Below are 16,596 nucleotides of genomic sequence, written 5' to 3'. Positions count from 1 at the left end.
GGTGGTGAAATCCGTGACGAAGGTGCAACAGGACGGGGTTCAAAACCGAAAGCAGGCTTAACCGGGTTTTCTGTTTCCAATCTGGAAATTCCTGGTTTTGAACAACCTTGGGAAACACCTTACGGTAAACCGGCTCGTATGGCCTCTGCTCGTGAAATCATGATTGATGGTCCTTTGGGTGGGGCCGCCTTTAATAATGAATTTGGTCGTCCCAATCTGTGCGGTTACTTCCGTACTTATGAAGTGCAGGTGCCGACGGATAATGGTTTTGAAGTACGTGGGTACCATAAACCGATTATGGTTGCCGGTGGAATGGGCTCTATCCGTCCACAGCATGTTGAAAAAGGCATTATGGATCCGGGCGTACAATTAATTGTACTGGGTGGTCCAGCCATGTTAATCGGACTTGGCGGTAGTGCGGCTTCATCCGTCAATTCTGGTGCCAGTGATGAAGGGCTCGACTTTGCTTCTGTACAGCGTGGCAACCCTGAAATGGAACGCCGTTGTCAGGAAGTCATTGATCGCTGTGTGGCGCTGGGTGAAGAGAACCCGATTATCGCCATTCATGACGTCGGTGCAGGTGGTTTATCTAATGCCTTCCCTGAACTCGTCGATGACAGTGGTCGTGGTGGTCGTTTTGAACTGCGTGTTATCCCAAATGATGAACCCAGCATGTCACCGATGGAAATCTGGTGTAATGAATCTCAGGAACGTTATGTGCTTGGCGTTCATCCTGATCGTATAGATGAATTCAAAGCGATCTGTGAACGTGAACGTTGCCCATGGGCCGTGGTAGGGGAAACGACAGAAGAAGAACATTTATTACTGGGTGATGCAGATAATGAAACATCACCGATTGATATGCCGTTATCACTGCTATTGGGTAAACCGCCCAAAATGCTGCGTGAAGTGAAACATATTAAACAGAGCTATCCTGAGCTTGATTTTGAAGGTGTCTCTGCCCGTGACGCTTTGGAGCGTGTACTTAAACTGCCGACAGTAGCCAGCAAAAACTTCTTGATTACCATTGGTGACCGAAGTGTGACTGGTCTGGTTGCACGTGACCAGATGGTCGGACCCTGGCAAGTCCCTGTCGCTGATTGCGCTGTGACATTGGCTGATCATCATGATGTGTTAGGTGAAGCCATGTCGATGGGCGAGCGTGCACCTATTGCTCTGATTAATGCGGCTGCATCAGGTCGGATCGCAGTGGGTGAAGCGATTACCAATATTGCAGCGGCAAAAATTGATAAATTAGGCGACATTAAACTGTCTGCTAACTGGATGGCCGCTTGTGGTCACCCCGGTGAAGATGCTCTGCTGTATGACACAGTTAAAGCGATTGGGATGGAATTGTGCCCTGAGTTAGGTATTGCGATTCCGGTCGGCAAAGATTCATTGTCGATGAAAACGGTGTGGGATGAAAAAGGTGAAACCAAAGCGGTAACATCACCTTTATCTTTGATTATCAGTGCCTTTGCACCTGTTACTGATGCAAGTTTAACCAGCACACCACAATTGCGAACAGATCTAGGTGAAACAGATCTGATTTATATCGATTTGGGACAAAATAAAAACCGTTTAGGTGGTTCTGCGCTTGCTCAGGTCTTCAGTCAGGTCGGCACTACAGCGCCTGATATCGATGATGCGGTACATTTGAAAAACTTCTTTAATGCCATACAACGCCTGAAGAATGAAGCGTTGTTATTGGCGTACCACGATAGAGGCGACGGTGGTCTTGCTGTCACGCTTGCTGAAATGGCTTTTGCTGGTCACTGTGGTCTGGACATTCATCTCAATGGTTTAGGGGATGCGCTGTCAGTCTTGTTCAATGAAGAATTAGGTGCGGTGATTCAAGTGCCTCATGCCGATTTGAACCACGTAATGAATATTCTTAAAGATTACAATTTGACCTCAATGTCATTTGCTATCGGTAAAGTGACAGAACAGCAGCAGATTCGTATTCATGTTGAAAAAGAACTGGTGATTGATGAATCACGTGTGACATTGCAGCGTTTCTGGGCTGAAACCAGCTATCAAATGCAGGCATTACGTGATAACCCAGACTGTGCAAGACAAGAGTTTGATGCTTTATTGGATGAGAGTGATCCGGGCTTATTTGCCAAGCCATCATTTAACCCAGCAGAAAATATCGCCAGCTCACTTATCGTTAGTGGACATCGTCCAAAAGTCGCCATTCTGCGTGAGCAGGGGGTTAATGGTCAGGTAGAAATGGCTGCCTCATTTGATCATGCTGGTTTTAATGCGATTGATGTGCATATGAGCGATGTTCTGGAAGGGCGTATTGAACTGACTGACTTTGTTGGTTTAGTGGCCTGTGGTGGTTTCTCTTATGGTGACGTGCTTGGTGCTGGTCGTGGTTGGGCAAGTACTATTTTGCATAACGATCGTGCACGTCAACAGTTCACAGATTTCTTCCATCGTCCTGATACCTTTGCACTGGGTGTATGTAATGGCTGTCAGATGTTATCGCAGTTAAAAGAGCTAATTCCGGGTAGTGATCACTGGCCTCGCTTCTCACGCAACACATCTGAACAGTTTGAAGCACGTTTTTCTCTGGTAGAAATTGTTGAATCGCCTTCTGTACTTCTGAAAGGTATGGCGGGTTCAGTCATGCCAATCGCCGTTGCTCATGGTGAAGGCTGTGTGGATTACAGTGAGACAGGTTCAGAACAGCAGGCAATCGTCGCCATGCGTTATGTCGATCATTATGGTCAGGCAACAGAAAGTTATCCAATGAATCCGAATGGTTCAGTAGGTGGTGTGACTGCTCTGACAACAGATGATGGTAGGGTGACCATTATGATGCCTCATCCTGAGCGAGTGACTCGCACGGTTCAGCACTCCTGGCATCCAGATGACTGGGGTAAGGATGGTCCATGGGCAAGACTGTTCCAGAATGCCAGATGTTGGGTTAACTAAATCTACTCTTTTAATAAAAAAAGGGCCTTCAGGCCCTTTTTTTATGACTGCAAGATTCAGACTTTAAATCGCTGCACTATGGTATTGAGTTGTGATGCCAGACTTGCCAGGTTTTGGCTGGCGATAGAAATTTGTTCACTACCGTGCAAGTTGTCTTCAGATAAGTCAGAAACCCGGGTGATATTACGATTAATTTCTTCTGAGACTAAACCTTGTTCTTCGGCTGCACTGGCAACATGGGTACTCATGTCAGAAATTTGAGTCATGGAATTAACAATATTCAAAATGGACTGCGTCGCCGACTCAGTGTATTGAACCATGCCAGCGGCGTTGGATTTTTCTTTATCCATTACCAGCACTGCTTGTTTGGTTTTTTGCTGCAAGTTATCCACCATGACTTGAATCTGCTCAGCAGACTCTTGTGTTCTGTTGGCGAGGGAGCGAACTTCATCGGCAACAACAGCGAAACCGCGCCCATGATCACCGGCTCTGGCTGCTTCAATAGCTGCATTCAAAGCCAGTAAATTAGTTTGTTCCGCAACCCCTTTAATCACGGTTAATACCGAGCCAATCTGCTCACTACTCTGACTCAGTTCAGCAATGGTCATGGCAGCTCTACCGACATCTTCAGTGAGAGAATGAATGGATTTCACGGTTTCAGAGATGACCGCTTGCCCTGACTGTGATTCATTATTCGCTGTACGGACTTCTTCTGCTAATAATTCAGCATTCTGAGCGATTTCTCTAATCGTGCTGGACATTTCATTCATTGCTGTGGCGATTTGTTCAGACTGGTTTTGTTGTTCCTGCGAGTTAGATTTTGACTGAAGGGTATTTGCTGATAACTCTTCGGAAGCGGCAGCTAACTCATTTGCGTTGAGTCTTAATTGATTGACGATAGTATTTAAATTATGTGTCATTTCATTGAGTGCTTTAAATATATCCGTTGTTTCATCTTTAGCAGGGCTATCAATTTGTATGGTGAGATCACCCATAGCAATACGCTGGGAGGCCTGAGTAATATGGCTGATCATATTCACTGTTGCCTGATAAAAACCAATAAACAGATAAAGCGCAACTACAAGTGCAATGACGATAATCGTGATGACTAGGTTTTTCTCAAATTGCAGGTTCGATAACCGTTCATCAAGTAATGTGCTTAAAGCATCAGCCAAATAGTCATACATCGCATAGTTTGCTGAAATAGCTTGACTACCCAGATTAAAAATGGAATCGGCATCAGCTTTAATACTGTTACTCTCCAGAATATCTTGCTGAATAATATGAATAAACTGTGCAAGAATGTTTTCTCGATCCTGTTCCAGTTTTGCTATCGATTCTTTCAGCTTGGGATTGTGTTCAATGATATGTGTTATCGCTTGCTGAGTGTTGTCAGCTTCATTTTGAACTTTGCTGAGTGTTGCTGTGAGTTTAATACGTTGTTCTGTGGTGATTTCATTATCAGCTACGATACCTGAGGCTAATCCTCGTGTTTGGCCAATATTCTCAGCAAGCAGGGGAATATAACTGACAATGGTTTCAATGATGAATGTGGTTTCAAGCTCAGGATCCACAATCAGCCCGGAGTTATGGTTAACAAGATTCATCAAGCGTCGTATTTTTGTGATCAGTTGAGTGTGTGCTGTAAAAATAGCATTTGAGTCTGTTCCGCTATCGTCATTAGATAGGAGTAACCAGTCCTGCTTGATTTCATTCAATAATGATGAGGTTTGAAATTCTGAACCGTATTGCTGATCAATAACATCAATTTTTTCGATGCTTTGTTGGATATCCTGACGTTTGCTCAGGATTTTTTCTTTAAATTCTGCAGCACCATTGAGGTATGCATTAGTCATTCCCCGATGTTGGGGAAGTTGCTGATAAAAAGGTTTCAATGCTTTTAGATATTCCAGCCCTTTTTGCTCATGATGACTTTCATTGACGACCTTATTGAGATGATAAATCAGTAGAAAAAAACTCAGTAGTATAGGGATCAGCAACACACTGGTGATAAGCGTCATTTTTTTGGGGTAGCTGAGAGAGTTCATTAATTTAATCGCTACGCTCATCATTTTTGACTCCTTAGAACTCACTGGGGATATATATCTTTTATTGGCATTGCGCTTTTTTTCTTTAATTTTGATGACTTACTGGCGGCTTCAGCAATGATGATTTGGAGAAAGTTTGTTGTATTGTGTTAATAGTTTTTGTTTTTTATTGTTTTTATAATTTTTTTATGAGAACTTTTTACACAACAAACAAGGTATATAGACTTATAACGTCTGCTATAGATGTAAAGTTTCATTTAAGTAACAGAGTTTATTGCCGTAAAAGAATGAATACTATCTTTAAGTACCAGGTCCTTTGTGACCCTATCTGCATCGAGCTGGAAAGGATGTCTAGCTGTTTGAATTTGTTTCTTTAGTTAGACAGTGAGAGATTGGAGTGAGAAAGGATTTAATTACACATTATCTTAATGTGACTATGGCTCGATATTTCTTACTGTTCTCTCTATTAACTCTGTTGTCTCCCGCGTTTGCTATGCATGAGCATGGAGCTGAAGAAGTGACAGGCTGGCAATATCGATGGGGGGATTCACCCATTGTTGATGGAATACCACAATGGATTTCAGCACCGCAAAATGTTAGTACTGACTGGACAGATATCAATTCTCCTGTAAAACCACCAAATCGGGATGAGCATAATACAGTTTGGTTTAAAGCTAAATTGCCAGATTCTGGGCATCACTACCTGCATCCAGTTTTATATATAACCAGTATTGACTTAATGGCTGAAGTTTTTCTGGATAATAAGAAAATCTATCAATTCGGTGATTTTGATCAAAAAGATAAAAAAACATTTTATGGCTGGCCATGGCATTCGATAAGTTTGCCAACAGATTATGCTGGTAAAACCATATATTTCAGGGTGTATTCTAACTATCGTGATATTGGTTTGTGGGGTGAAGTTAAGCTATTTGAACAATCAAACTTACTGTTTTATGTCTTGAAAAATGCGTATTTTGAAGTTCTGGTGGCGTTATTTTCATTGTTTGTCACTATCATCACCTTTGCCTTTTCGATGATGCAGAAAAATGATCGTCATTTCCTTTATTTGTCTGCATTTTCCTTAACTTCGGCGCTGATGTTGCTTTCCGAAAATCATGCAGTGCAGTTTGTTTTTAATTATCCTTTGTTTCGCGTCTATCTGCTGGCGATTTCCTATTATGCACTGCCAGTTTTTATCTGTTTATTGTTATCTTCATGGTCATCAGCCTGGCAAAAAAATTGGCTGAAAAAAATTGCTTACTTTCATGGTAGTTATCTAGTCATTGCTATCATGTTATCAATGCTGGGTGTCATAGAACTGGCGCCGACCTTTCCGGTTTTTGATGCTTTATTCGCCATTTCAATTATTCTTATTATTGGCTTGGGGCTAAGCATGCGACCTTTGCCAGGATCAGATCAGCAATTTGTGATGTTGTCATTCACGGTGTATGGCATTTTTCTGTTACTGGATATGGGAATTGCCAATAGTGTTTTGCCTTGGATTAACCTGGATATTTCAATAGCTGCCTTGCTCTTTGCTTTGGTGTTAATGCTAATTTCACTTCGGCACTATTCTCATGTACAAAAAGCATTAAAAGAACTCAACGAGCATCTGGAAATGAAGGTGGCTGAACGGACTGCCACTCTTCATGCTTATGCTGAAGCTGAACAGGAAAGAGCAGAGCAACTACACAGGCTTAATATGCTTGGTGCTAAGTTAGAAGAATTAAACAGCCGTTTACAAGCATGTCATGATCTCGATGAAGCAAGAAAAATTCTGGTACGTAAATTACCTGAAGTTTTTTTGCCTGTTGAAGTAAAAGTGTCAGCATCGATTGAAAATCAGCCGTTTGATTCGGTACTTGCTCAAATCGAGCTACAGGAAGTTGATGGCTCGTATAATGTCTTCGTCCACATCTTACTGGCTAATTCCAGCTCGAGATTATTAATACCTCGTGAGAATCTGGATGACTTGATTAGCCGAGTAAAATTAAAGCTGGGTGTCACCCTCAGCAGTATTAAACTGAGAGAGGAACTACAACGATTTTCCTTTGAAGATGCATTAACTGGCTTGCGCAATCGTCGTTATTTCGACGACGCCCTTTATCGTGAGACGCAGTTATCCAACCGTCAGCAACAGACTTTGTCACTATTAATTTGTGATATTGATCATTTCAAACGCTTTAATGATGAATATGGTCATGAAGCGGGAGATTATGTGCTCAAAACACTTGCTCATTTGATGCATGAGTTTTTCCGGGAGACTGATATTCCTTGTCGTTATGGCGGTGAAGAATTTGTGGTGATTATGCCAAATGCGACATTAGCTAATGCGGTAGACAAAGCCGAAGCGTTAAGAAATACCATTGCAAAGAAAAGTATTGAGTTTAATGGCGAATATCTTGGTCACATTACGATTTCCATTGGTGTTGCGAATCTGTCTCTTCACAGCCTCCATTCGGAGCAGTTGCTAAGCGAAGCAGATAAAGCGTTATACAAAGCCAAACAATTAGGAAGAAATCGTGTGGAAAGTGTTCAAATATAAGCCTCGTTTACGAATAGCGGATGATTGTTTTTGTCACTATAAAATTCGCATGATTTTCACGCCCGAATTGTTGAAATAATCTGGTAAACAAAAAGGAGAAGTTATGAAAATGTTGAAAACTGCTGTAATAGGTGTTGCTGCTTCGACTGTGTTGATGACAATGAATGTGTTTGCTGCAGAGCATACTGTCACGACGCAAGGGTTAAAATTCAGTCCTCTGGTCGTTAAGATTGCGCCTGGTGATAGTGTCAGCTGGACTAATATGAGTACCCATAATGTGGAAATGATAGAAGGCCTGGTTCCTGAGGGTGCTGAGCTGTTCAAATCAGAGATGAGCCAGGATGTGACTCATACTTTTGATAAAGAAGGTGTTTACATCTACAAATGCACACCTCATATTGGTGCTGGTATGGGTGGAGCGGTAATCGTAGGTAATCCAGTTAACCTAGATGCTATCAAAGCACAAGATGTTTCAGGCGGTGTTGGTCGTATTGTCAAGAAAGCGATTAAAGAAGCTGAATCAATGTAATTTTGCACTGGCATTATCTCTAAAAAAACCGGCATTGCCGGTTTTTTTATATTCGTTAGAAATGATGCATTGGCTCGGGCATGACATCTGCATGAAATAGCTAGGTTTATTGAGGAATCAGCATGAACAAACTTGATCAGTTTTTCTCATCCTTGCCTGAATGGTCGGTAGCCATGGCGGTCGTCATCAGCTTATTTATTCTTCTGTTAGTAGTGAAAAAGTTTATTTTGCTCAGAGTTGGAAAAGTCACGGCAAGAACCAGCTTTTATTACGATAAGCTGTTGGTCAAAGTCATCAGCTTTCCACTGACACTGTGTTTGCTGGCATTAACCATAAAACTATCTGAACATGTTGTCGTCTATTTCGATGTAGAAGCAGACTTTAGTATGTTTAATTCCACCGCACGACTATTGATCGTCGCTGCACTGGTTTTGTTCATCGATGGTTTTCTGACGGGTACTGTCGGACACTATGCCGAGAAATCGTCTACGCTGAAAAGCAGCAGTTCAATTATGCAGGGCGTTACTCGTGCACTCATCCTCGGGCTGGGCGTTTTAATCATTCTGGGCACAATGGGGATCGCGATTACACCTGTCATAGCGTCACTGGGTATCACTTCACTCGCCGTGGCTTTAGCGCTACAGCCAACATTAACCAACTTTTTTTCAGGTGTGCAGTTAGTCATAGATAAACCCATTCGTGTTGGCGATTTTATTGAACTCGAGTCTGGTGAACAGGGATTTGTAGATAAAATAGGCTGGCGTACAACGTGGATCAGAATGTTGCCAAATAACTTTATCATCATTCCGAACAGTGTTTTATCTCAATCGAAGATTATTAATTATTATTATCCAGAGAAACAACTGTCAGTCCCTGTTGAGGTAGGGGTACATTATGATTCCGATTGGGAACATGTTGAAAGGGTAACACTGGAAGTAGCCCGTGATATTCTGAGAACCCACAAATGGGGCGTGCCTGATTATCAGACGTTTGTTATTTTTCATACCTTTGATAGTTCGAGTATAAACTTCACGGTGATGTTAAGAGCACAAGAATACTTCAATCGATTTTTTATTAAATCTGAATTTATTAAAGCTTTGCATCAACGTTTTAAAGAAGAGGGTATTACTATTCCTTATCCTATTCGGGCCATTAACTATGAACAAGAAAAGTCTAATTCGTCAGGTGATACTAAAATAGCAGATTAAGCCCATGGTCTTAGTTCGTCTATTTGTGCCATGTCATATTCAATTTAATTAGGTTATAGCTTTTTGTTGTTGGACACTCTATGTCGTCAGATCCAAATTATTTACTAGATCAGAAAAAACTCGAATCATTAAGTCACTACATTGATATGTTACTTGATGCGATCTGTATCGTTGATAAAGAAGGCCATTTCCTTTTCCTCAGTGCTGGTGCTGAACGCATATTCGGTTATTCACGGGAGGAGTTATTGGGTAAACAAATGCTGGAAATGGTTCATCCTGATGATCGTGAAGCCACGCTCAATGCGGTTGACGACATTATGAATGGCCTGGAAAAAACAGACTTTGAGAACCGCTATATACGTAAAGATGGACAGATTGTTTATTTACTGTGGTCAGCTAAGTGGGCGAGCAATGAGGCTTTTCGTATAGCCGTTGCCAGAGATATATCCCGGCATAAACGCGCTGAAGCGATTCAGTCTGCTATGTATGCGATCTCTGAAGCAGCACATCATGAAGAAAGTTTGTCATCATTGTATAAGCGTATTCATCAAATCATGGAGACATTATTACCGATCAGTGATTTTGTTATTGCATTGTATGACCAGCAAACTCAACTTTTGACGTTTGCTTATACTAGTAGTGATGTCGATGGAGAATTGCTGCATGCGCATCTCAGCCAGAACCTGACATCCTGGATTGATTCAAGAAAGGTATGCTTCGATACTGATAATGGTTGGATCAAGGTACCACTATGCACAGCAGAACGTGTTATAGGTAGTCTGATTGCCAGAGTTGAGGCTCAGCATATCAATACCGAAGATAGCCAACATTTACTTGAATATATTTCAACGCAAGTTGCTGCTGCAATTACGCGGAAACAACTGCATGACCGTTTACGCTTTCTGGCGATGTATGATCATTTAACCGGCCTGGCAAATCGTGAGTTGTTCCATGACCGCATGCAGCTTGCCATCGCAAGGGCGCTAAGACAAAAAACTGAATTGGCTTTGTTTTATCTTGATTTGGACAACTTTAAGCAGGCGAATGATAATTTTGGCCATGATGTTGGGGATGCCTTATTACAACAAGCTGCTGAGCGAATACAGTCGTGTGTTCGAAGTTCTGATACGGTAGCCCGCTTCGGTGGTGATGAATTTGTCGTATTACTCGAAACGATAAGTCATCAGCAAGATGCAAAATCTATTGCAGAAAAAATAAGGCAGACGATGGCAAAGGTATTTATCGTTGGCGGCTGTGAGATTCATTTGTCTAGCAGTATTGGTATTGCTTTATTACCCGTTCATGGTGATGTCGAAAAAACATTATTGCAGCATGCTGATCATGCTATGTATGAAGCAAAACGTTTGGGGGGTAATCAATACATCATCTGATTAATAGATATATTTTGCATCGCGTTTACTCAGGGTAAAACACTTTGCTTACCGATTGGCTGATTTTTGCGATTACCGCATTTTTTTCATTTTTTGAGCGTTCTGAGCCAGAGTAATACACGATCAATAGATAGGGGTGGCCAGCCTCCGGCCAGATAATAGCAACATCATTATTGGCACCATTAGCACCTGATCCGGTTTTATCACCGACAAGCCATGTTGCGGGAACACCAGCACGTATTTTGTCATCTCCTGTTTGGTTGCCAATTAACCAGTGAATAAGACGTTGTTTGGATGCTTCAGATAAAGTGTCACCAAGTAAGAGGGTTTTTAAGGTTAACAGCATCGCCTTGGGGGTAGTGGTATCTCTAGGATCTTCAGCTAAGTTAGTATTCAGATTTGGCTCAATTCTATCTAAGCGAGTGGTGTTATCGCCTAAGCTACGGAGATAATCAGTTAGTCCTTGTGGACCTCCCAATGTATTAAGCAGTAAATTGGCAGCAGTATTATCACTTAATTGCAATGCGGCTTTACTCAAGTCTGCTACCGTCATTGATCCTTTATCAAGATATTGTGATGTCACTGGTGCATATTCAAGAATCTCAGATTTATCATAACTTATTAATCGTTCAAGCTTTTCTTGCTTTTGGTCAATACGCTGTAACACATTAGCGACGAGTAATAATTTGAAGGTACTGCACATGGCAAACCGTTCATTTTCACGGTAGTGAAGTTGTTGACCATCATTTGCATTCCATGCCGATACACCAATACGTCCACCATAAACCGTTTCTAGCTGTGTTACCTCGTCTTGCCAGCCGGAGGCGCTATCAGCGGCAAAGACAGGAGATTCAATAGTGATAACGATAAATAATAAAGTTAATAATTTTAAGATTGATTTCATAGATAAGGGATTTATATAGCTAAAAGTGATTACAGCAGTAGCGAGCAGCAATTGAGTGAGGTGTGACGGGCTACGATCGCAAGGAAAGAATTATAGCCTCAAATCACTACATAATCGAATGTGATAAAGGCAGTGGCTTAATGAAGAGATAGGGGCTTTTTGATGTAATCGCTAAAGTCGTCTAAAGGCATAGGTTTGCCAAATAAATACCCTTGATAATTCAAACAGCCGTTTTCAGCCAGGAAAGCTTCCTGAGCTTCAGTTTCTACACCTTCAGCAATCACTGTCATGCCCATATGATTGCTCATATTAATGACTGTACGAATGATATGAGCATCATTTGCATTTTCCAGCATGTGATCGACAAAACTTTTATCGATCTTGATTTCATCGAGTGGAAAGCTACGTAGTATGGATAGAGAAGAGTAGCCCGTGCCAAAGTCATCCAGTGATAAAGTGATGCCATAAGACCGTAATTTTTCAATCTTTGTGGCCAGTTCATTGATATTTTTTAACATCAGGCTCTCAGTTATTTCCAGTCGCAAACGCGAGCCAGAACAGTGATATGTCTGAATGCTTGATAAGACAGTTTCAACAAAGTTCTTTTGCATAAACTGTCGTGCACTGATGTTAACGGATAATACTAAATGGGCTGTTTCGGGATTATTCTGCCAAATCGCTAATTGTTTACAGGCACTTTGCAATACTTCAGTACCAATACGGTGAATAATGTCAGAGTCTTCAGCAATCGGAATAAACTCTGCCGGTGAAATCATGCCATGTTTAGGATGTTGCCAACGCAGTAAAATTTCTGCTCCGATCAATTCATGACGATGATTCACCTGTGGCTGAAAGTAGGGAATGATATCGCGATCAAAAATAGCATCGCGGAGGTCATTTTCCAGGCTGGCTTTGAATTCAATACTTGGTTGCAGTTTTTCATCAAAAAAGCGAAAACAACTACGACCATCTGACTTAGCCTGAAACATGGCATTATCAGCGCGTTTAAAGATTTCATTAACGGATAGAGTATCGCCGAGAAAGTTGCAAATGCCAATGCTGCACGAAGTCCGATACTGAACATTGCCAATACTGTATATATCACTGATTCCATTGATGATTTTGTTGGAGATTAATTCTGCTATTTTTTTGCTTTTGCCGAGTGTTTCACCAATATTCTCGACTAATATCACGAATTCATCGCCACCAAAGCGGGCAATAGTATCTTCTTCTCTTAGCAGTGTTTTAAGCCGTGTTGATACCGATTTTAGCAACATGTCACCAGCAGAATGGCCATGTAAGTCATTAATATTTTTAAAGTTATCCAGGTCAATAAAGAAAATAGCGCAATAAGATTTGTTTCGACTGCTTGAATGTATCGCATGTGTGACACGGTCTGTTAATAAGCGTCGGTTAGGCAAGTCAGTTAATGTATCGTAATAAGCAAGGTATTGGATTTCATCCTGATTTTTTTTGAATTCCGTTTTGTTCTGCACTAGCGTGGCTAAACCCACGACTTGATTCTCACTGTCACGTAAAGCGGTGTAGGTCCACTCACAGTAAATAATCTCATGCTCTTTGGTCAGGTTTTCATTTTGACAATGTGTCGAATTGCCTTCTGAAATGAGTTTGTGCATTTTTTGAAGCACTTGATGTTGAATATCTAATGGCAAAATAAAACTGGCATGTTGATGCAGTGCTTCATCTTGACTATAGCCAAAAATCTCCTGCGCGGCCGCATTCCATGAAACAACGCATAGATTGAGATCCCATTCAATCACGCCCATCGGGGTATGGTCTAAATGGATACGTTGATGTTGAGATAATTTCTCGATTTCTTCCTGTTGTTTGATAGCAGCATGATGTAGCAAGATGTTTTCATGAAGCTTTTTACCTAAATTAGTCGATGCTATTGAAATATAGACAATATAAACGGCTAACAGAATGGCCATTGCCAGTGACAGTTCTGTCTCGTTGGTAAAAAAGCCGGGCAAAGATAGCAGGTAGATACTGCCAGAGAATAATTTTGATGTAATGGCATCTACTGCATATACCACCATCGCACCCCCTGTTACGCCGACAATAACGAGCGTAATGAAAGCTTTATGAGCGACTTCATTAGTTTCTGAAAGAAAGTAATACCCAGCAAATCCCCATGCCATTCCACACGCTAGAGTTGATAACCGGAATATATTTAACCAATAATCTGTGGGGTAATTAGCTGAGTGTCGTTGAAAATACAGCGTGGTACAGAAGCGAAGGCCATAAACGAAGCAAAAAATGACGCACCAACCAAATAATATGATGTTGTTGACTTGATCGTATTCCACATAGGCCAGTGTGATAGCAACCAGGCTAGCAACGATAAAGGATTTGAGGTTGCTACCGAACAACATGTTGATGATTTCGGCTTGTAGTGCCGTTTTCTCATCTTGTTTAACCGGTCTTTCAGCGGCTGCTTTGGCGTCCAAACGGAAGTATCCTTTTTCTGCTTAAACCACAGATTAAACGTATAGTTAAATGGCTTCAGCAAGCTATGCTAAATACCTACGTTTAAAATGGTTTTAGCACAGAAAAAATATGCTGTCTATTTTGTTGTGGCCTAATTACTTTGAGACCTTGTTTGGATTAATCTGGCCGAACCTTTTTGGTCTGGGCTTGCAACCAATCCATAAATAAGCTCAGTCGTTTAGGGATTTGTCTGCGCGATGGATATATGATGGAAATTGGAATAGCAGGTGCTTTTAAGTCTGGCAATACTTCGATCAACTCACCACTTTCTATATAGCTTCGGGCACTTAAGTCTGGAATCTGAGCGAGTCCCAGACCAGATAAGCAGGAGAATAAATAGGCATCTGTACTGTTAACCTGGAGTTTGCTTGTCATTGGTAAATGATGGACAACTTCCTCTTTTACATACTCAAATACGGGTGTTTGTGTTTGCAGATTTTGCGCGTAATCAATTAATACATGGTGATGTAGATCATCAAGAGACATGGGTACGCCATATTCATCTGCATAGTTCGTACTGACACAATTAATCGTTGATAACATGAGTAATGGCCGTGCAATTAAGCTGCTATCTTCGAGTTGGCCGGCACGGATAACGCAATCAATACCGTCTTTAATTAAATCTGTGCGTTGGTCATGGCAGCTGAGTTTGATATTGATATTTGGATAACTGTCATACCAGTCATGTAGGTTTGGCAGAATAATATTGGCGGCAAAGCGACTAGGCATATCGATATGTAATGTGCCAGATAGCTGTGAGGGATGTAAGAAATGCGTGTCGAGCATGTCTACTTGCTCAAGAATGGATAGACATTTTTCAAGATAAATTTCGCCATCATGGGTGAGATGAATCTGGCGGGTACTTCGTTGTAAAAGTCTGGTTTTAATCAGTTGCTCAAGTGACTTAACGGCTTCGGAGACGCTGGATTTAGGCAAACCAAGCACATCTGCAGCACGGGTAAAGCTGCCTGTTTGTACGACAGTAACAAACCGTTTCATGTTTTCCAGTTTATCCATACTTGCCTTATCTATTGTTTGTTATATCCAAACAATGATATCGGTTTTTGTCTGTTTATCATGAATTAATTGGTCTTTATGATTTCAGTGAATTCACCAGAAGAGATAATTAAGATGAAAAAACTAGTATTGGTTACAGGTGGTAGTCGAGGGCTGGGACGCGAAACTGCGCTTTATATAGCAGACAAAGGCTGTGACGTGATTATTACCTACAACAAAAATAAAGCTGCAGCTGAGGAAGTGGTAAATGTCATTCAGGAAAAAGGGCGGGCTGCAACAGCGATAGCATTGGATGTCAGTCAATCGTCTACTTTTAAAACCTTTGCCGATGCTGTTAAAACTCAACTTGGAACGGCGTTTGAATCCAACCAGCTGGATGTCATTATTCATAATGCGGGGATTGGCATACATAAGTCTTTTGAAGATACCACCGAGTCTGATTTTGATACCTTGATGAACATTCACCTGAAAGCACCGTTTTTTCTTACCCAATCGTTGTTAGCGATGATCGCGCCTCAAGGTCAGATTATTCATATCTCATCAGGTTTAGCGCGTTTCAGTCTCCCTGGCTATGCCGCTTACGCTATGATGAAAGGTGGTGTTGAAGTATTAACACGTTATTTGGCAAAGGAACTCGGTACAAAGCAGATTAGAGTCAATACACTGGCACCGGGAGCCATTGAAACTGATTTTGGTGGCGGCATTGTACGAGATAATGCCGAGCTGAATCGCAGTATCGCTAATCAGACTGCTTTAGGCAGAGTCGGCTTGCCAGATGATATTGCTAAGGCGATGGCAATGCTGATTAGTGACGATAGTGCATGGGTTAACGGTCAGCGAATTGAAGCTTCCGGTGGTATGTTTCTCTAATAAACAGGAGTGTGGTTAATGCCCACCGGTTTTAGAAAAGAGGTTGATCACCAGCACGCCTGAGATAATTAAGCCCATGCCAAGCAGGGCGGGCAAATCGAGTTTTTGCCCGTAAAGTATCCAGGAGATGATGGCGATAAGTACAATTCCAAGTCCAGCCCAGATGGCATAGGCAATACCAACAGGAATGACTCTCAGTGAAAGCGTCAGAAAGTAAAAGGCGGTCAGATAGCCGATAACAACAATTATCGTGGGAATAAGTCGGGTAAATTCATGGCTTGCTTTCAGGGCTGAGGTTGCAATGACCTCAGCAACGATAGCGATAGCTAAATATATCCAATGTGGCATCGTGCTAGCGGCTGAATGTATTGATGTAAAGTTGCTCGACTTTTTTTCTGGCCCAGTCTGTTCTACGCAGAAATTTCAAAGAGGATTTAACAGAGGGATTGTTCTTGAAACAGTTCAGGTTGATACGCTGAGCAAAGCCATCCCAGCCGAAATGATCGACCAGTTCGGTAACAATCGTTTCAAGCGTAATGCCATGTAATGGGTTATTGGGTTGTTGATTCATATAACACGCTTATTGTTTAGCTGAAATGATCTTGTTAAGAGTAGGGTCAATGCTTATTA

12 protein-coding genes are annotated in these 16,596 nt (G+C 41.6%); 6 read left to right on the top strand and 6 right to left on the bottom strand.

What is annotated here, in order from left to right; translation table 11 throughout:
- Positions 1-2,943, top strand: a 2,943-nt coding sequence (gene purL / locus B2248_RS08630) for a phosphoribosylformylglycinamidine synthase (protein ID WP_286722804.1), incomplete at its 5' end; no start/stop codon positions are given.
- A 56-nt stretch (positions 2,944-2,999) separates the two neighbouring features.
- Here purL and B2248_RS08625 read toward each other — a convergent pair.
- The gene (locus B2248_RS08625; RefSeq protein WP_273180738.1) at positions 3,000-5,012 is read right to left on the bottom strand and encodes a methyl-accepting chemotaxis protein; all 2,013 of its coding nucleotides are present in this window, start codon (positions 5,010-5,012) and stop codon (positions 3,000-3,002) included.
- A gap of 376 nt (positions 5,013-5,388) precedes the next feature.
- Between B2248_RS08625 and B2248_RS08620 the strand changes: the two genes are divergently transcribed.
- The 4 genes from B2248_RS08620 (at position 5,389) to B2248_RS08605 (ending at position 10,664) form a co-directional block, all read left to right on the top strand.
- Complete coding sequence (locus tag B2248_RS08620) at positions 5,389-7,536, top strand: diguanylate cyclase (RefSeq protein WP_273180735.1); 2,148 nt, start codon at positions 5,389-5,391, stop codon at positions 7,534-7,536.
- 103 nt (positions 7,537-7,639) lie between these two features.
- Positions 7,640-8,065, top strand: coding sequence for a plastocyanin/azurin family copper-binding protein (locus B2248_RS08615; protein WP_273180732.1), 426 nt, complete (start codon positions 7,640-7,642; stop codon positions 8,063-8,065).
- Between the two features lie 122 nt (positions 8,066-8,187).
- Positions 8,188-9,273 carry a mechanosensitive ion channel family protein gene (locus B2248_RS08610; protein ID WP_273180729.1) on the top strand — a complete coding sequence of 362 codons (1,086 nt, stop codon included), beginning with the start codon at positions 8,188-8,190 and terminating at the stop codon, positions 9,271-9,273.
- Between the two features lie 80 nt (positions 9,274-9,353).
- Positions 9,354-10,664, top strand: coding sequence for a sensor domain-containing diguanylate cyclase (locus B2248_RS08605; protein ID WP_273180725.1), 1,311 nt, complete (start codon positions 9,354-9,356; stop codon positions 10,662-10,664).
- Positions 10,665-10,689: 25 nt separating this feature from the next.
- Here the strand turns inward: B2248_RS08605 and bla are convergent, their stop codons facing one another.
- The 3 genes from bla to B2248_RS08590 all read right to left on the bottom strand — a co-directional run bounded on the left by bla (position 10,690) and on the right by B2248_RS08590 (position 15,096).
- Complete coding sequence (gene bla / locus B2248_RS08600) at positions 10,690-11,568, bottom strand: class A beta-lactamase (protein WP_273180722.1); 879 nt, start codon at positions 11,566-11,568, stop codon at positions 10,690-10,692.
- Between the two features lie 137 nt (positions 11,569-11,705).
- Positions 11,706-14,039, bottom strand: a complete 2,334-nt coding sequence (locus B2248_RS08595; RefSeq protein ID WP_273180719.1) for a putative bifunctional diguanylate cyclase/phosphodiesterase — start codon at positions 14,037-14,039, stop codon at positions 11,706-11,708.
- 157 nt (positions 14,040-14,196) lie between these two features.
- The gene (locus B2248_RS08590; protein WP_273180716.1) at positions 14,197-15,096 is read right to left on the bottom strand and encodes a LysR family transcriptional regulator; all 900 of its coding nucleotides are present in this window, start codon (positions 15,094-15,096) and stop codon (positions 14,197-14,199) included.
- 114 nt (positions 15,097-15,210) lie between these two features.
- Here B2248_RS08590 and B2248_RS08585 point away from each other — a divergent pair, with 114 nt between their 5' ends.
- On the top strand, positions 15,211-15,966 hold the full coding sequence (locus B2248_RS08585) for an SDR family NAD(P)-dependent oxidoreductase (RefSeq protein ID WP_273180713.1): 756 nt from the start codon (positions 15,211-15,213) through the stop codon (positions 15,964-15,966).
- Positions 15,967-15,981: 15 nt separating this feature from the next.
- Here the strand turns inward: B2248_RS08585 and B2248_RS08580 are convergent, their stop codons facing one another.
- Positions 15,982-16,314: a DMT family transporter gene (locus B2248_RS08580; protein WP_273180710.1), complete on the bottom strand. Its 333-nt coding sequence runs from the start codon at positions 16,312-16,314 to the stop codon at positions 15,982-15,984.
- A gap of 4 nt (positions 16,315-16,318) precedes the next feature.
- On the bottom strand, positions 16,319-16,537 hold the full coding sequence (locus B2248_RS08575) for a VF530 family protein (RefSeq protein ID WP_273180708.1): 219 nt from the start codon (positions 16,535-16,537) through the stop codon (positions 16,319-16,321).
- Positions 16,538-16,596: the final 59 nt, after the last annotated feature.

Origin of the sequence: Methylophaga sp. UBA2012, assembly GCF_002335235.1 — a bacterium.
GTDB lineage: Bacteria > Pseudomonadota > Gammaproteobacteria > Nitrosococcales > Methylophagaceae > Methylophaga > Methylophaga thalassica.
This window is presented reverse-complemented; position numbering and strand designations above follow the sequence as displayed.

Excerpts from the sequence above, each read along its gene's own strand:
- B2248_RS08625 (WP_273180738.1), bottom strand. The coding sequence starts at position 5,012 with ATGAGCGTAGCGATTAAATTAATGAACTCTCTCAGCTACCCCAAAAAA.
- B2248_RS08615 (WP_273180732.1), top strand. The coding sequence starts at position 7,640 with ATGAAAATGTTGAAAACTGCTGTAATAGGTGTTGCTGCTTCGACTGTG.
- B2248_RS08610 (WP_273180729.1), top strand. The coding sequence starts at position 8,188 with ATGAACAAACTTGATCAGTTTTTCTCATCCTTGCCTGAATGGTCGGTA.
- B2248_RS08605 (WP_273180725.1), top strand. The coding sequence starts at position 9,354 with ATGTCGTCAGATCCAAATTATTTACTAGATCAGAAAAAACTCGAATCA.
- bla (WP_273180722.1), bottom strand. The coding sequence starts at position 11,568 with ATGAAATCAATCTTAAAATTATTAACTTTATTATTTATCGTTATCACT.
- B2248_RS08590 (WP_273180716.1), bottom strand. The coding sequence starts at position 15,096 with ATGGATAAACTGGAAAACATGAAACGGTTTGTTACTGTCGTACAAACA.
- B2248_RS08585 (WP_273180713.1), top strand. The coding sequence starts at position 15,211 with ATGAAAAAACTAGTATTGGTTACAGGTGGTAGTCGAGGGCTGGGACGC.
- B2248_RS08580 (WP_273180710.1), bottom strand. The coding sequence starts at position 16,314 with ATGCCACATTGGATATATTTAGCTATCGCTATCGTTGCTGAGGTCATT.
- B2248_RS08575 (WP_273180708.1), bottom strand. The coding sequence starts at position 16,537 with ATGAATCAACAACCCAATAACCCATTACATGGCATTACGCTTGAAACG.